This is a genomic window from Nocardia spumae (assembly GCF_020733635.1).
Classification (GTDB): domain Bacteria; phylum Actinomycetota; class Actinomycetes; order Mycobacteriales; family Mycobacteriaceae; genus Nocardia; species Nocardia spumae.
Genome location: NZ_JAJFZL010000001.1, coordinates 2,498,961 through 2,515,050, shown reverse-complemented (window position 1 = coordinate 2,515,050; position 16,090 = coordinate 2,498,961). Strand labels below are relative to the sequence as shown.

Genomic DNA, 16,090 nt, shown 5'->3' with positions numbered 1-16,090 from the left:
CGACCGCCGCAGCGGTCAGTCTTCCTCTTCCGGGTCGGGTTTGTAGGGATCGGCTTCACCCGCGTGGGTGGCGTTCGCCGCTACCTGTGCGACCCGCTCGTCGGAGGCCCGCGCCTGCGCCAGCAACTGCTCCATCTCCCGGGCCGCATCCGGCACGGTATCGAGGACGAAGCTCAGCGACGGCGTGAATTTGATCCCGGTGGCGGCGCCGACCTTGGAGCGCAACACCCCCTTGGCCTTCTCCAGTCCGGCCGCGGCGCCCGCGAAATCCGGTTCGGCGGAGAGGGTTTCACCCATCACCGTGTAATAGACGGTCGCCTCCCGCAGATCACCGGTCACCTTGGCATCGGTGACGGTGATGAAACGCAGCCGCGGATCCTTGATCTCGTATTCGATCGCCGTGCCGACGATGGTCACGATCCGCTTCGCGAGTCGGCGTGCCCTGGCCTGATCCACCATGGCGGGCCCTCCTCACTTTCCACTGGTCATTCAGTCTTCGGGTCCGAAGATGCGGCGGCGTACTGCCAGCAACTGTAACTCCGGACGCGCCGCGACGTGGCGTTCACACTTGTCCAGCACCTCTGTGAGATGTCCCATCTCGGCGCTGACCATGGCGACACCCAAACGGGTGCGGCGGTGTTGATCATGATCTCCGGCCTCGGCCGCGCTGATCCCGAACCGCTGTAGTTCGGCCAGCACCGGACGAATCACGGAGCGCTTCTGTTTCAACGAGTGCACATCGCCGAGCAGGATGTCGAATTCCAATGCTCCGACGAACAAGGGCTCACCTCTTCGATTCTCGCGAGAGCCTGCCCAGCGAAGCGAACGTCACGTCCGGGCTACCGCACCGAACGTGACGTTCGCTTCGCTGTGGACGACTCAGTCGCGCGGCTTCTCCCGAAGCTCGTAGGCCTCGATGATGTCGCCTTCCTTGATGTCGTTGTAGCCCAACGTCATACCGCACTCGAAGCCCTCGCGGACCTCGGTGGCATCGTCCTTCTCCCGGCGCAGCGACTGGATCGTCGTATCGGCGATCACCACGCTGTCGCGGAGCAGACGGGCCTTGGCGTTGCGCTTGACCGTCCCGGAGGTGATCATGCAGCCGGCGATGTTGCCGAACTTCGAGGAGCGGAACACCGCGCGAATCTCGGCGCGACCCAGTTCGGCCTCTTCGTAGATCGGCTTGAGCATGCCCTTCAGGGCCTTCTCGATCTCGTCGATGGCCTGGTAGATCACCGAGTAGTAGCGGATGTCCACACCCTCGCGGTTGGCGAGTTCGGTGGCCTTGCCCTCGGCACGGACGTTGAAGCCGATGATGATCGCGTTCGACGCCGAGGCCAGGTTGACGTTGGTCTCGGTGACGCCACCGACACCGCGGTCGATGACCCGCAGCCGGACCTCATCGCTGATCTCGATACCGAGCAGCGCCTCTTCGAGGGCCTCGACCGTACCGGAGTTGTCACCCTTGAGGATCAGGTTGAGCTCCGAGGTCTCCTTCAGAGCGGCGTCCAGATCTTCCAGGCTGATCCGCTTGCGGCTACGCGCGGCCAGAGCGTTGCGCTTACGCGCGTTGCGCCGGTCGGCGATCTGGCGGGCGATGCGGTCCTCCTCGACGACGAGCAGGTTGTCGCCCGCGCCCGGCACCGAGGTGAAACCGATGACCTGCACCGGCCGCGACGGCAGCGCCGCGTCCACGTCCTCACCGTGTTCGTCGACCATCCGGCGGACGCGACCGTAGGCGTCACCGGCCACGATCGAGTCACCGACGCGCAAGGTACCGCGCTGCACCAGGACGGTGGCAACCGGACCACGGCCGCGGTCCAGGTGCGCCTCGATGGCGACACCCTGGGCGTCCATATCCGGGTTGGCCCGCAGATCCAGTGCGGCGTCCGCGGTCAGCACCACGGCCTCGAGCAGGGCTTCGATATTGGTGCCCTGACGCGCGGAGATGTTGACGAACATGGTTTCGCCGCCGTACTCCTCGGCCACCAGGTTGTACTCGGTCAGCTGCTGCCGGACCTTCTCCGGGTTCGCGCCTTCCTTGTCGATCTTGTTGACCGCCACCACGATCGGCACATCCGCGGCCTGCGCGTGGTTGATGGCCTCCACCGTCTGCGGCATGACGCCGTCGTCGGCCGCGACCACCAGGATCGCGATATCGGTGGCCTTCGCACCACGAGCACGCATGGCGGTGAACGCCTCGTGACCCGGGGTGTCGATGAAGGTGATCAGACGCTCTTCGTCGTTGACGTTGGTGAGCACCTGGTAGGCGCCGATGTGCTGGGTGATACCGCCGGCCTCGCCCTCGCGGACGTTGGTCTTGCGGATGGTGTCCAGCAGTCGGGTCTTACCGTGGTCGACGTGACCCATGACGGTCACGACCGGCGGACGGACCTGCAGGTCCTCCTCGTCGCCCTCGTCCTCGCCGTAGGTGAGGTCGAAGCTCTCCAGCAGCTCGCGGTCCTCGTCCTCGGGCGAGACCACGTGCACGACGTAGTTCATCTCGCCGCCGAGCAGCTCGAAGATCTCGTCGTTCACCGACTGGGTCGCGGTGACCATCTCACCGAGGTTGAACAGCACCTGCACCAGCGAGGCCGGGTTGGCGTTGATCTTCTCGGCGAAGTCCGACAGCGACGCGCCGCGAGCGAGACGGATGATCTCGCCGTTGCCGCGGGGCAGCCGCACACCGCCGACCGACGGTGCCTGCATGTTCTCGTATTCGGCGCGTTTCGCCCGCTTCGACTTGCGGCCCTTGCGGGGGGCGCCACCGGGACGGCCGAAGGCACCCGCGGCACCGCCGCGACCGCCACCGCCACCGGGACGGCCACCGCCACCGGGACGACCCCGGAAGCCACCGGCCGCGGGCGCACCCGCGCCGCCGCCGCCACCGGCACCGCCGCCACCGCGGTAGTTACCGCCGCCGCCGCCACCACCGGGACGGCCACCGCCGGCACCGCCACCGGGACGACCCGGACGACCGGCCGCCGGCCCCGGACGGGCAGCGCGAGCGGGCATGGCACCCGGATTCGGCCGCGGCGGCATCGAACCCGGGGAAGGACGCGGGCCGCCGGGGCGAGGACCGCCCTGACCGGCCGGGGGACGCGGCGCGCCACCCGGAGTCGGGCGGGGACCACCCTGGCCCGGACGCGGCGCGTTCTGTCCCGGACCGGGACGCGGCCCCGGCGCCGGACGCGGGCCGGAGGCCGGACGCGGCGCGGGACGCTCGGGAGCCGAGGAGAACGGGTTGTTACCGACCCGCGGCGGCTTCGGGCCCGGCTTGGGACCCGAAGCGGCCGGACGCGGCGCGCCCTGCTGGCCACCCGGAGTGTTACGACCCTGGCCGGGACGCGGCGCGCCCGGAGTGGGACGGGCGCCGGTCTGCGGTGCCTGGGCCGAACCGGCGGACGCCGCCGGGGCCGCGGGCTGCTGCGGAGCCGGCTTCGGGCCGGGCTTGACCGCCGGACCGGGCTTGACCGCATCGGGACGGGGTGCCGTGGGAGCCTCGGCGGCGGGCGCCGAATCGGCCTGGGCCGCAGCCGGAGTCGGACGCGGGCCGGGACGCGGCCCCGGCGTTACGCCGGCGGACGGCTTGGCGGCCGGGCGCGCCTGCGCGGGACCGGGTTTCGCGGATGATTTCGCGGAGCCGTTGGCGGGAGCGGACTTCGCCGCGAACGACTCCCGGAGCCGACGCGCGACGGGTGCCTCCACCGTCGACGACGCCGACTTCACGAACTCGCCCTGCTCCTTGAGCGTTGCGAGTAGTTCTTTACTCGTGACACCGAGTTCTTTTGCCAACTCGTGCACGCGGGCCTTGCCTGCCACTGCTCTCCTCACTGAGAGGTCGAGCGTGACAGTCCCGCCTCCCCTTGTGAGGGGTCAGGAAGCCCGCACGACCTCGGGTTATCTTCGATGGCCGTTCATCGTTGGTACTTCACGGTGTACTCATGAGTGCTCGTGCCTGTTCTCGACGTAGTGCTCCAGGGCTGAGATATCCAGTTTTCCGGACACTCGTAGCGCTCTGCCGAACGCTCGGCGCCGCTCTGCCATGCTCAGACAAGCCGAAACGGGGTGCAGCCAAGCACCCCTCCCGGGAAGTCTGCGCTGCGGATCGGGAACGATCACGACGGCGGCATCCCTGTCGGGAACGCTGCCGGGTGACTGTGCCACGACCCGCAACAGATCGGCGGCCAGCTCGCGTTTCCGGCATCCGACACAGGTCCGGACAGGGCCGGGATCCCGGGTTGTGACCCGAGTTCCGACCTGGGCGGAAAGTGCGGATACCGAAGACTCGCGCTGAGCCTGTGTCCACTGTACCGCTGCCATGTCCCGATCTCCGCATCCAGCCCCTGGTTGACGTCCGAACCCCACCTGCCCTCGCCCCGCGGGCTACCCGTGCTGGGCGTGCGGCCGCTGGGATCCGGCCACGTCGGGGGCGGCGTCGGAGCGGATATCGATGCGCCACCCGGTCAACCGCGCGGCCAACCGGGCGTTCTGGCCTTCCTTGCCGATCGCCAGCGACAACTGGAAATCGGGGACCACGACCCGGGCGGCACGAGCCTCCGGATCGACGATCGTCACCGACACAACCTTCGACGGACTCAGCGCATTCCCGACGAAGGCGGCCGGATCCTCGGCCCAGTCGATGATGTCGATCTTCTCCCCCGCCAACTCGCTCATCACATTGCGCACACGCTGGCCCATCGGGCCGATACACGCGCCCTTGGCGTTGACCCCGGGCACCGTGGAGCGCACCGCGATCTTGGAACGATGTCCGGCCTCACGGGCCACCGCGACGATCTCGACCGATCCGTCGGCGATCTCTGGCACCTCGAGGGCGAACAGCCGCCGCACCAGATTCGGGTGCGTGCGCGAGAGGGTGATCTGCGGGCCGCGGGCACCGCGCGAGACGCCGTAGACGTAGCACTTGATGCGATCGCCGTGCTCGTAGGTCTCACCGGGCACCTGTTCGGCCGGTGGGATCAGCCCCTCGGCGCCGTTGGCCTCGCTGCCGATCCGCACCACCACGGTGCCGCGGGCGTTCATGCGGGCGTCGCGCTGGACGACGCCGCCGACGATATCGCCCTCGTGGGTGGAGAACTCGCCGAAGGACTTCTCGTTCTCGGCATCGCGTAGCCGCTGCAACACCACCTGGCGGGCGGTGGTGGCGGCGATACGGCCGAAGCCCTCCGGGGTGTCGTCCCATTCGGAGATGACATTGCCGTCGGCGTCGGTCTCGGTGGCCATCACCCGCACCACACCGGTCTTCTGATTGATATCGATGCGTGCGTTGGGCTCGTGGCCCTCGGTGTGCCGATAGGCGGTCAGCAGAGCCGACTCGATCGCGGAGAGCACTGTCTCCATCGAGATTCCCTTATCGGCGACGATCGCACGCAGGGCTTCGATTTCGATGTTCATTCCACGATCCCTTCGGTCGGCGCAACTACTGGACGGTCTTCTCCCCGGACTGTGTCGGCCACATCCACGGCCTCGTCCGCGGCGCCCGGTTCGGGACGGCCCGCGGCCACCCCTCCGGTCAGCGCCAGCTCCGCCGCGCCCGGTGGGGAGAATTCCACCTGCACGACCGCGGAGTCGATATCGGCGAGCGGCACGCTCACCCGGTGCGGGTCACGTTTGCCGCCGAGCACCAGCGCCACCTCGGTGTCGGTCACGACACCGACCCGGGCGTCGAAAGCGGCCTTGCCGTCCGGCGTCGCCGCGCCCGCGCGCATCCGGACGCGGACCTTGCGGCCGCGGGCTCGCCGCCAATGCCGCGGCGCCACCAGCGGGCGCTCGACACCGGGTGTGGTGACTTCGAGCAGATAGGGCGTCTCGCCGAAATCGCCGGCCTCGTCACAGACCTCCGAGATCTCCGAACTCAATTCCGCGATCATGTCCAGATCGACGGTCTCATCGCCGTCGACGGTGACCGTCACCCGCGCCTGCGACCCGCCCGCGGCCGTGATACGCACGCCCTCGAGGTCGAGTCCTCGGCGTTCGACGAGCCCAGCAACGAGCTGGCTCACCCTTTCCTCGGTCGGCATCGGCATATGGGGCGGCTCCTGGTTCAGTTGTGACGCGGTATTGGTCCTGGTCGGGTATGGTCTGCGCGCATGTTCCGCGGAGTGTTCCGCGGGAGATCCAGCCTAACGCGCTGCAAGAGTGTAAAGGACCAGCCAACCCGGTCGAGTCGGCCCGGGTCGGTACGCGCTGCCCGGCACGGGGAGCGTGTCGGACGGGCTGGGCGCGAGGCCCCCGATCGGGCACTGGCACGATGTAGGCGTGCCAAGCCGCCTCGATGTGATTCCGGCGCCCGCGGATCGGGCAGTCTCCCCCACCTTCGACCGCCGCTGGATGCTGCGCTCGGCCGGGGGGACCGCGGTCGCCCTCGTCGCCCTCGGCGCGGCCACCGCGTGTTCGGACAAGGCTCCGCCCGCACCGGATGTGCTCGTGTCACAGGAGGAGGCGGCCCGCACCGACGCCGCCTGGGCGAAGGCCGCCATCGCGGCGGCACCGGACCGGACCGCCGCGCTGACCGTCGTCGCCACCCAGCGCACCCAGCACGCCGACGCGTTGCGCGCCGAGATCGATCGCGCGGTCGGCACCTACGGCGACGGCACGAAACCGAAGTCGGCGACCGCGCCGGTACCGGAACCGGTCGCGCCCACTCCGCCACCGTCGGTCGCCGCCGTACGCAGCCGGCTGACCGACTCCCAGCACGCGGCCGCCCAGCTGGGCACGGCCCAGTCCGGCTATCGCGCGGGCCTGCTGGCATCGATCAGCGCCAGCTGCGCCACGCACGCGGCGGTGATCCTGGCGTGATCACCCCGGCGGCGCACACCGTGGCCGCCGGACGCGAGGGCATCGGCGCAGCGTCATCACGCGGCGCCCCGTACACGTTGGAAGGGACATACGCGTGAGTACCGATCAGCAGGCGCTCGTCGATGCTTTGAACGCCGAATACTCCGCCGTCTACGCCTATGGCGTGGTCGCGGCCTACGCCTCACCGGAGCGCACTCAGCTCGTCGCCGAATACCTCGCCGCGCACCGCGCGCGCCGCGATGCCACCGTCGACGCCCTGAAGGCCGCCGGCGCCACCGTGCCCGCACCGGCCGCGGCCTACGCTCCGCCGTTCCCGGTCGACGACCCGATCCCGGCCGCGAAGCTCGCGGTCACCGTGGAATCGGATACCGCGGTCGCGTGGCGCTCGGTGGTGGAGCACGCGGCCACCGCGGACCTGCGCCGTACGGGTACCGACGCGCTCACCGAATGCGCCCTGCGACTGGCCACCTGGCAGTCGGTCCTGGGTGCGAACCCGGCAACCACCCCGTTTCCGGGCCAGCCCTGACCGTCCACCGGCGCCCGGTGCGCATCCGCACCGGGCGCCGGCCGGTCAGGCGCGGATCTTCGCGAGCACCGACTCGACCGCGGACGCGGCCGGAATGTCCTCGGCTTCACCGGTGAAGCGGTTGCGCAGCTCGACCTTGCCGTCGGCCCAGCCCCGGCCGATCACCACGATCCACGGCATGCCGAGCAATTCGGCGTCCTTGAACTTGACCCCCGGCGAGGCGGTGCGGTCGTCGAACAGGACGTCCAGCCCCTGCGCGTCCAGTCCGGCGACGACCTCCTCGGCGCCCGCGCGGGCCGCCTCGTCCTTGTTGGCGATGACCACGTGCACATCGAAGGGCGCGACCTCACTCGGCCAGCGCAGGCCCTTGTCGTCGTGCATCTGCTCGGCGACCACGGCGACCATGCGGGAGATGCCGACGCCGTAGGAACCCTGAACCAGACGCACCGGTTTGCCGTTCTCGCCGAGCACGTCGACCTCGAAGGCATCGGTGTACTTGTAGCCGAGCTGGAAGATGTGGGCGATCTCGATACCGCGCGCCGTGTGCAGCACACCGCGACCGTCCGGCGACGGATCACCCGCGCGGACCTCGGCGGCCTCGATCGTGCCGTCGGGGGTGAAATCGCGGCCCGCGACCAAGCCGACGACATGCTTGCCGGAGGCGTCGGCCCCTGTGATCCACGCGGTGCCGGTGACCACGCGCGGGTCGACCAGATAGCGGACGCCGTTCTCCAGCAGCGCCTTCGGGCCGATGTAGCCCTTCACCAGGAACGGGTTGGCGGCGAAGTCGGCATCGGTCAGCAGTTCCACCTCGGCCGGTTCGAGGCTCGCGCCGAGGCGCTTGTCGTCGACCTCACGGTCGCCGGGCACGCCGATGCCGACGATCTCGGTCTTGCCGTCGGGGTGGCGCAGTTTCACCATGACGTTCTTCAAGGTGTCGGCGGCGGTGACGGGGCGGCCGTACTGTTCGGCGATACCGGCGCCGTTGGCCCAGTCGACCAGCGAGGCGATGGTCGGAGTGCCGGGGGTGTCGTGCACGACGGCGTCGGCCTGGCCCGCGACGGGGATCTCCGGCGGCGCGGCGGTCACCACGGCCTCCACATTGGCCGCGTAGCCGGACTCGAGGCAGGTCACGTAGGTGTCCTCGCCGATCGGGCTGGTGGCCAGGAATTCCTCGGAAGCGCTGCCGCCCATGGCACCCGAGGTGGCGGCCACGATCACGTATTCCACGCCGAGGCGGGCGAAGATGCGCTGATAGGCCCCGCGGTGCGCGGCGTAGCTGGCGGCCAGCCCCTGCTCGTCGAGGTCGAACGAGTAGGAGTCCTTCATCACGAACTCGCGTCCGCGCAGGATGCCGGCGCGCGGCCGCTCCTCGTCGCGGTACTTGGTCTGGATCTGGTACAGCGTGACCGGCAGATCCTTGTAGGAGTTGTATTCGCCCTTGACCGTCAAAGCGAACAGCTCCTCGTGGGTGGGGCCGAGCAGCATATCGGCGCCCTTGCGGTCACGCAGGCGGAACAGGCTGTCGCCGTATTCGGTCCAGCGGTTGGTGGTCTCGTAGGGATCGCGCGGCAACAGGGCCGGCAGCGAGATCTCCTGTCCGCCGATCGCGTCCATCTCCTCGCGCACGACGTTCTCGATCCGGCGCAGCACCTTCAGGCCCAACGGCAACCACGAGTACACGCCCGGTGCGATCCGGCGCACGTAACCGGCGCGAACCAGAAGTTTGTGACTGGGCACCTCGGCGTCGGCGGGATCGTCGCGCAGGGTACGCAGGAACAGGTGCGAGAGACGGGTGATCACGGATGCACAGACTAGCCGCTGCTGCGCGGATGCTTACAGGGCATTACCGTATCCGCTCGTGCTGGTGATCCTGCCTCCTTCCGAAACCAAGTCCGACGGTGGAACTCTCGGACCGCTAGAGCTGGATTCGCTGTGGTTGCCGCAGCTCACCGCGGTCCGCGACAAGTTGATCACCGAGCTGATCGAATTGTCCGCCGACGCGGAGGCGGCCCGGGTCGCACTCGGGCTCGGCAAGGCGGGCGGCGCGGGCGCGGAAGGTTTGCAGGCCGCGCTCGCCCGCAACGCGTCGTTGCGGAGCGCGGCCACCGCACCGGCGCTCGTGCGCTACACCGGAGTCCTCTACGACGCCCTCGATGCCCGCGCACTGACCAAGGCGCAGCGCGCACGCGCCGAGGAGCGGCTGGCGATCGGATCCGCGCTGTTCGGGGTGGTCCGTGCCGCAGACGCGATTCCCGCCTACCGCCTGTCGGGCGGATCGAAGCTGCCGGGACTGCCGACCCTGGCCTCGCTCTGGAAGCCGGTACTGGCCCCCGCACTGCGCGATGCCACCGCCGATCGGCTCGTCGTCGATCTGCGATCGGGCACCTATCAGCAATTGGGCCGGCTGCCGGGTGCGGTCACGGCCACGGTGCTGACCGAGCGCCCCGACGGTTCCCGCACGGTGGTGAGTCATTTCAACAAACATCACAAGGGGCTGCTGGCGCGGGCACTGGTGACGACGCGCGCCGAGCCGGGCGATATCCGCGCGCTGGCCCGGGTGGCCGAAAAGGCCGGGCTGCGAGTGGAAATCGCGTCCTCGAGCGAACTGCTGGTCCTCACCTGAATGAATTCTCGGTGACCGAGGACGTAATTCGAACCGAATCGCGACCGGCCACAGCTGGGAAGATATCCGCAAAAATGGGTAGCTACCAGCTATTTCCGGATAGTCACGGCCGATATTCGGTCGACCGGAACGGTTCCTCTCCCTCGCTATCGTAGTTCGGCGCGGCGGTCGACGGCTGCCGCGGACATGCGATTGGGCGAGGAGTTCGGCGTGGGTGACGCCATCGACCGTGAGGAAAAAGCGCTGCGTCAGTTGACGAGTCGACTGGTCGACTCGTACGGCCACAGCCACTCGCCGGAATTGGTGCACGAACTGGTCGGTCAGGTGCGGCGGCGCTTCGACGGCCATGCCGTACGCGATTTCGTGCCGATTCTGGTGGAGCGGATCGTGCGGCGGGAATTGCAGCATCTGCCGCCACACCGCGGCGCCGACGACGCGTATGGGCCGGAATACGCTGCGGCCCACCATGCTCCGCCGGATCGGCCCTACCCCGCCGCCGAGGTTCCGGCGGCGGTATCCGCACCGGCGGCCGCCGACGGCGCCGATTCCGCCGTTCGGATCGTCACCGTACCCGAGGACGACGCTCACCCGGCGACCGCGGAGACGGTGGTCGCCGGGGCCGTGCGCACATCACAGGCCGCGGACGCCGAGCCGGTGGCACCCGCCGTCCGGGAAGCCGATTCGGTCGACCCGGCGACGACCGAGAATGCCGACGATACCGCGCATTTCGACAGGCAGCCCGACCTGCCGGCGGCGCGCCCGGATGATGCGGATGCGGCGGTCGTGGCGGGTGTCGGCGCGGCGGTGGTCGAACCGACGGCGCCGGCGACCGCACCGGAACGGGCGAATCCCACTGCACCACATGGTGAATCGGCCGCGACGAGCGTCGGCGCCGCAGCACGTCCCGAGGTGACCGCGGGCGGTTTCGCCGCGGGACTGCGCCGACGACCCCGGCTCGTCGCGGCACTGGCGGCAGCCGTCGTCGTGGTGGTAGCGCTGGTGGTGGGCTTCGGGTTCCGCGACGACGACACCGCCCCGGCCGCCGCGCCCGTCCCCGTCCCGGCGACCGCGCACGGTGTCGTGGGATCGGAGAAGATGGGTTTCTTCACCGATCCACGAGTGGTGGAAGCGCTGGCGCGCAACGGCATCCGGTTGAACGTCGAACCCGCGGGATCCCGGCAGATCGCGACCACGGTCGATCTGGGCGGCTACGACTTCGCCTTCCCGTCCAGCAGCCTGGCCGCCGAACGGATCCAACGCCAGCGCGGTATCACCGCCAAGTACACCCCGTTCTCCTCACCGATGACGGTCGCCACCTTCGGCCCGATCGCCGACGTCCTGACCCGGTCGGGTGTGCTGCGTCCTGGCGCGGTGCCGACTTTCGATATGCGCCGCTACCTCGAGCTCACCCAGCAGGGCACGCAGTGGGATCGGCTCGACGGCAACACCGGCTATCCGGTGCGTAAGAACATGCTGCTGTCGACCACCGATCCGCGCACCTCGAACTCCGCGGCGATGTATCTGGCCGTCGCGGCCTATGTCGCGAACGAGGATGCGATCGTGCAGGGTCCCGCGGCGGAGAACTTCGTGTTGTCGAAGGTGTCACGACTGTTCACCAAACAGGGGTACACCGAGAACTCGAGTGAGGGGCCGTTCGCCGAATATCTCACTGCCGGAATGGGTCCCACGCCGATGGTGTGGGGTTACGAGTCCCAGTACGTGGAGGCGGCCGTCGCCGGGAAACTGCCCGCGAACGCGGTACTGGCCTACCCGTCGCCGACGGTGCTGTCGCGCCACACGCTGGTGCCGCTGAACGCCACCGGCGATCGGGTCGGGCGCCTGTTGAGCACCGACCCCGAGCTGCAGCGGCTGGCCGCCGAGCACGGCTTCCGCACCGCCGATCCGGCGCAGTTCGCGAAAGTCACGGCGGAGCACCACATTCCGGTGTCGCCGGCCATCGTCGACGTGGTCGACACGCCGACCTACGACACCCTCGAGCATCTGCTGGACGGCGTCGCGCGGTCCTACAACTGAGCGGCCCGGGCGCGGACGGCGCCGCCTCGGCGCACCGCTCGGCACCCGTGGTAGGAAGGGTGAATGGACACCGACGGTGTGGATCCGGGAGTGGTCGAGCTGGCCACCCGGATGTTCGAATCGGCCCGTAACGGTGCGGCCGCCACCCTCGCGGCCTACATCGATGCGGGCGTACCGGTGAATCTGGCCAACGATAAGGGCGACACCCTGCTGATGCTCGCCGCCTACCACGGCCACCTCACCGCGGTGACGGCCCTGCTGGAGCGTGGCGCCGACCCCGATCGCGCCAACGACCGCGGCCAAACCCCCGCCGCGGGAGCCGTTTTCAAGGGCGAGGACGACATCCTGCAAGCCCTGCTCGCCGCCGGCGCCGATCCGGATGCCGGCACGCCCTCGGCACGGGAGTCCGCCACCGTATTCGGCAGGACCGAACTGCTGAACCTGTTCGACCGCGGCTGATACCGGCCGTCAGGACTGCTGTGCTTCCTCCTGCGCATGCTGCGCCTGGGCGAGCTGCTGCGGGGTGTAGCGCAGGGTGAGCACGATCAGCCCGATGAGAACGGCGCCGAACGCACAGATCAGCAGGACGAAGGTGTAACCACTCGACAGTGCCGAGACTTCGGCGGTGGTGAGATCCGAGGTGCGGTCGGTCCGCCCGCCGAGCGACAGGGTGCGCGAGGCGGCCAGCGGGGTCAGCAGGCCGACGGCGAAGGGGGTGCCGAGGGTGAGGATCATCTGGCCGATCGCCGACAGCGGCCCCACCTCGTTCACCGGGACCCCGACCAGCAGGCACAGCGGGCCGACCACGATCACGAAACCGATCGCGGTGCCGACCACGATCAGCAGCACCAGCAGGGTCGGCCAGTATTCGACCGTCCGGTCCAGGGTCGAGCCGAAGAACAGCGCCGCCGCGAGCACCGCGGCCGCCCCGGACAGCAGCCAGCGCGGCCGGACCATGAGGGCCGCTTTGGACGCGATCCCCGTGCCGACACCCGCGCCGATCGTGAACGGGATCGAGGCCAGGCCCGCGACCAGTGGACTGTAGCCGACCACGTTCTGCAGGAATTGGGCCACGAAGTAGGTCATCGCACCGAGCACACCGGAACCGAGCAGCAAGGCGACGAAGGTGATCGCACGGTCGCGATCGCGGAACAACCCCAGGGGCAGCAGCGGGTTGGTGGCGCTGCGCTCGGCGATCACGAAGGCCACCAGCAACACCAGACCGGCGATCAGCGCGCCGATGACGTAGGGACTGGTCCAGCCCAGATCGGGTCCCTCGGTCGCACCGAAGATCACACCCACGCAGCCGAGCGTGCCCAGCGCGGCGCCCCGCACATCCAGCGGCAGCCGGTGATGGGCGGAATCGCGCAGCTGGAATATCGCCCCGAGGATGATGAGCAATCCGATCGGCACATTGATCAGGAAGATCAGCCGCCAATTCCATTCCGCCAGCGCGCCGCCCACGACGAGCCCGCCGACCGAACCGACGCCCATCATCGAGCCGAAGATCGCGATGGCCTGATTGCGCGGCGGGCCGGGTGCGAAGGTGCTGACGACCAGTGCCATGGCCACCGGTGCCGCGACGGCCGCGCCGGTGCCCTGTAGTGCGCGGGCCAGGATCAGCATCCAGTCGTTCTGCGCGAGCCCGCACAGCAGTGACGCCAGTGTGAACAGCGAGACTCCGAGCACCAGCATCTTCTTGCGACCGAACGAGTCGCCGAGCCGTCCACCCAGCAGCATCAGCCCGCCGTAGGTGAGGCCGTAGGCGGTGACGGTCCAGGCACTGCCCGAACTGGTCAATCCCAGGTGACGCTGCAGCGCGGGCAGCGCCAGAATCACCACCGTACCGTCGAGGACCACCATCAATTGCAGGCCGGACAGCACCAGGATCGGCAGCCCGAAGGCCCGCTTCGTCACCGGATAATGCATCGTCGCAGCGGGGTTATCGAGCACAGTGACTCACTGTAACGGATATCCGGACACCCCCGCCGAACGCGTTGTCGCCGCTGCGCACGGTCGCACGACACCAGCACGCGCTACCCCGCGGGCCGGTCGGTCTCGGGCCCTCCGGCGGTGAATCCGGCGGTGGGACCGACGATGATGATCGCGGGCGGGCGGATCTCCTCGGCACGCACCCGTTCGGCGACGGTGGCCAGATCGGCGCGCACGATGCGCTGAGTCCGCAGACTGCCTTCCTGGACGACCGTGACCGGGGTGCCGGCGGCGCGGCCGCCGTCGATGAGGGCGGCGGCGAATTTCTCGATCCGCTCCACCGCCATCAACAGCACGAGCGTGCCCCGCAACCGGGCCAGCGCCGGCCAATCCACCAGCGAATCCGGGTGCTCGGGCGGAATATGTCCGCTCACGACCACGAATTCGTGTGTGACCCCGCGGTGAGTGACCGGAATTCCGGCCAGTGCGGGCACGGAGATCGCGGAGGTGACCCCCGGGACGACGGTCACCGGCACCCCGGCATCGACGCAGGCCTCGAGTTCCTCGTATCCGCGCCCGAAGACGTAGGGGTCGCCCCCCTTGAGCCGCACCACGAATTTGCCGGCCTTGGCACCCTCGACGAGTGCGGAGTTGATCGCCTCCTGCGCCATCGCGCGCCCGTACGGAATCTTCGCCGCGTCGACGACCTCCACATCGGGCCCGAGTTCGGCGAGCAGTTCCGGCGGCGCCAGTCGATCGGCCACCACCAGATCGGCGCGCGCCAGCAACCGCCGTCCACGTACGGTGATCAGGTCGGGATCGCCGGGCCCGCCGCCGACGAGGGCGACACCGGGAGCCACGGGTTCGGAATCATCGGTGATCGTTCCGGATTGCAGCGCCTCCAGCAGCGCCGTACGCACGGCCGCCGATCGACGATGACGGCCACCGGCCAGCACGGCGAGCGTGAGGCCGTCGTAGCGGGCGCTGGCGGGGGTCACGGCGGTGCCGAGGCGGGCATTGTCGGCGCGCACGCAGAAGATGTGGCGCCGGGTGGCCTCGGCGACCACGGCCGCGTTGGTATCCGGTTCGTCGGTGCAGGCGATCGCGTACCAGGCGCCGTCCAGATCGCCGTCGGCGTAGGGGCGCAGCGAGATGCGCAACTGCCCGGAGGTCGCCATCGCCTCGACGGCGGGTGTCACCGTGCGGCTGATCACCTCGATCTCGGCACCACTGGCGATGAGCAGTCCGAGGCGGCGCTGAGCTACCGAGCCGCCGCCCACGACCACGACGCGGCGGCCGGCGAGATCGAGCCCGACCACGTAGTTCGGGTCACCGGATTGCTGGTCGTCTGTCGTATTCGGCACAAGGTTCCAGCCTACGGCGTGGGCCGGCCGACTCCGTAATCACCCGCCGCGGCGCCCGCGGACGGGCCGGATCAGGGCTTCCAGGTGATCCGGCCGCCCTGGAAATCCTGGGCCTTGCCGCCGTTGTAGTCGTATTCGTCGCTGGTCGGCAGGCCGTAGCGGCCGCGGTCGGCCTGGTTGCCCTGCCAGATGCCGAGAATCGAACCCCAGACCGGATGGGCGCCGGTATTCGCCGACCAGTAGACGACTCCGCCGGGGAACTGGGTGAATCGAGCGCTGCCGTCCCTGCCTGCGGCGGCCTCGTCGGTCAGCGGGAAGCCCAGCGGGCTGTTCTCCCAGCCCATCGCACCCCACTTGTCGCGGATCAGGCCGCAGATCGCGTGCGCGTCGGTGCCCAGGGACCAGTAGATCGAGCAGCCGCGTTCGAACACCTGGAACTTGCCGCCGCGGGCATCGGATTCCGGGCCGGTGGGATTGCCGAAGGCGGCGGTGCCACCGGCCCGGTCGTATTCCTGCTCGATCGCGCCGCCGACATCGAAGGCGCCGACCGGACGCGCGGTGGCGACCCCGATCCCGGTTCCGGTGAGTAGTGCCAGCGCCGCGGCGCCGGCGGCGGCGGTACGGGCGGCGGCCCGTCGGATCCCGGTCCTGTGCCCGGTTCCGGTTCTACCCTGCGTACGACCTGACGAAGCCAAGAGAACTCCCTCTACCTGCGAAGTTGGTGCGACGGAAGCCGCTGCTTCCGCCATCCTGCAGGGAGTACACCGGGTCCGCAACGACCGCCGTATC

The 16,090-nt window shown here is 69.4% G+C and carries 15 protein-coding genes; 5 read left to right on the top strand and 10 right to left on the bottom strand.

What is annotated here, in order from left to right:
- Nucleotides 1-15: 15 nt before the first annotated feature.
- The 6 genes from rbfA to rimP form a co-directional block, all read right to left on the bottom strand.
- Nucleotides 16-459, bottom strand: coding sequence for a 30S ribosome-binding factor RbfA (gene rbfA / locus LKD76_RS10915; protein WP_227980912.1), 444 nt, complete (start codon nucleotides 457-459; stop codon nucleotides 16-18).
- 30 nt (nucleotides 460-489) lie between these two features.
- Nucleotides 490-780 (bottom strand): DUF503 domain-containing protein, encoded by a 291-nt coding sequence (locus LKD76_RS10910; protein ID WP_227980911.1) that lies wholly within the window; start codon nucleotides 778-780, stop codon nucleotides 490-492.
- 99 nt (nucleotides 781-879) lie between these two features.
- The gene (infB, locus tag LKD76_RS10905; RefSeq protein ID WP_227980910.1) at nucleotides 880-3,822 is read right to left on the bottom strand and encodes a translation initiation factor IF-2; all 2,943 of its coding nucleotides are present in this window, start codon (nucleotides 3,820-3,822) and stop codon (nucleotides 880-882) included.
- Between the two features lie 120 nt (nucleotides 3,823-3,942).
- A complete protein-coding gene (locus tag LKD76_RS10900) occupies nucleotides 3,943-4,323 on the bottom strand; it encodes a YlxR family protein (protein WP_372465783.1) in 381 nt (126 codons plus the stop codon).
- Between the two features lie 63 nt (nucleotides 4,324-4,386).
- Nucleotides 4,387-5,415, bottom strand: coding sequence for a transcription termination factor NusA (gene nusA / locus LKD76_RS10895; protein ID WP_227980909.1), 1,029 nt, complete (start codon nucleotides 5,413-5,415; stop codon nucleotides 4,387-4,389).
- Complete coding sequence (gene rimP / locus LKD76_RS10890) at nucleotides 5,412-6,047, bottom strand: ribosome maturation factor RimP (protein WP_227980908.1); 636 nt, start codon at nucleotides 6,045-6,047, stop codon at nucleotides 5,412-5,414. Before rimP ends, nusA begins: the two co-directional genes overlap by 4 nt.
- A gap of 232 nt (nucleotides 6,048-6,279) precedes the next feature.
- On the opposite strand from rimP, the gene LKD76_RS10885 reads away from it, so the two are divergent.
- Together LKD76_RS10885 and LKD76_RS10880 are read left to right on the top strand one after the other, a co-directional pair.
- Nucleotides 6,280-6,819 carry a hypothetical protein gene (locus LKD76_RS10885; RefSeq protein WP_227980907.1) on the top strand — a complete coding sequence of 180 codons (540 nt, stop codon included), beginning with the start codon at nucleotides 6,280-6,282 and terminating at the stop codon, nucleotides 6,817-6,819.
- A gap of 94 nt (nucleotides 6,820-6,913) precedes the next feature.
- Nucleotides 6,914-7,345, top strand: a complete 432-nt coding sequence (locus tag LKD76_RS10880; RefSeq protein ID WP_227980906.1) for a ferritin-like domain-containing protein — start codon at nucleotides 6,914-6,916, stop codon at nucleotides 7,343-7,345.
- Nucleotides 7,346-7,390: 45 nt separating this feature from the next.
- Here LKD76_RS10880 and LKD76_RS10875 read toward each other — a convergent pair whose 3' ends face one another.
- Nucleotides 7,391-9,148: a proline--tRNA ligase gene (locus LKD76_RS10875; RefSeq protein WP_227980905.1), complete on the bottom strand. Its 1,758-nt coding sequence runs from the start codon at nucleotides 9,146-9,148 to the stop codon at nucleotides 7,391-7,393.
- A 58-nt stretch (nucleotides 9,149-9,206) separates the two neighbouring features.
- On the opposite strand from LKD76_RS10875, the gene yaaA reads away from it, so the two are divergent.
- From yaaA to LKD76_RS10860, 3 genes are all read left to right on the top strand, one after another.
- On the top strand, nucleotides 9,207-9,971 hold the full coding sequence (gene yaaA, locus LKD76_RS10870; RefSeq protein WP_227980904.1) for a peroxide stress protein YaaA: 765 nt from the start codon (nucleotides 9,207-9,209) through the stop codon (nucleotides 9,969-9,971).
- 210 nt (nucleotides 9,972-10,181) lie between these two features.
- Entirely contained in the window at nucleotides 10,182-12,005 is a 1,824-nt protein-coding gene (locus LKD76_RS10865; protein ID WP_227980903.1) for a three-helix bundle dimerization domain-containing protein, read from the top strand.
- A gap of 63 nt (nucleotides 12,006-12,068) precedes the next feature.
- The gene (locus tag LKD76_RS10860; RefSeq protein ID WP_227980902.1) at nucleotides 12,069-12,464 is read left to right on the top strand and encodes an ankyrin repeat domain-containing protein; all 396 of its coding nucleotides are present in this window, start codon (nucleotides 12,069-12,071) and stop codon (nucleotides 12,462-12,464) included.
- Nucleotides 12,465-12,473: 9 nt separating this feature from the next.
- On the opposite strand, the gene LKD76_RS10855 is transcribed toward LKD76_RS10860, so the two are convergent.
- From LKD76_RS10855 to LKD76_RS10845, 3 genes are all read right to left on the bottom strand, one after another.
- Complete coding sequence (locus LKD76_RS10855) at nucleotides 12,474-13,934, bottom strand: MFS transporter (protein WP_227985197.1); 1,461 nt, start codon at nucleotides 13,932-13,934, stop codon at nucleotides 12,474-12,476.
- Nucleotides 13,935-14,041: 107 nt separating this feature from the next.
- On the bottom strand, nucleotides 14,042-15,301 hold the full coding sequence (gene cobA, locus LKD76_RS10850) for a uroporphyrinogen-III C-methyltransferase (RefSeq protein ID WP_227980901.1): 1,260 nt from the start codon (nucleotides 15,299-15,301) through the stop codon (nucleotides 14,042-14,044).
- A gap of 71 nt (nucleotides 15,302-15,372) precedes the next feature.
- Nucleotides 15,373-15,996 carry an LGFP repeat-containing protein gene (locus LKD76_RS10845; RefSeq protein ID WP_308188518.1) on the bottom strand — a complete coding sequence of 208 codons (624 nt, stop codon included), beginning with the start codon at nucleotides 15,994-15,996 and terminating at the stop codon, nucleotides 15,373-15,375.
- Nucleotides 15,997-16,090 lie beyond the last annotated feature (94 nt).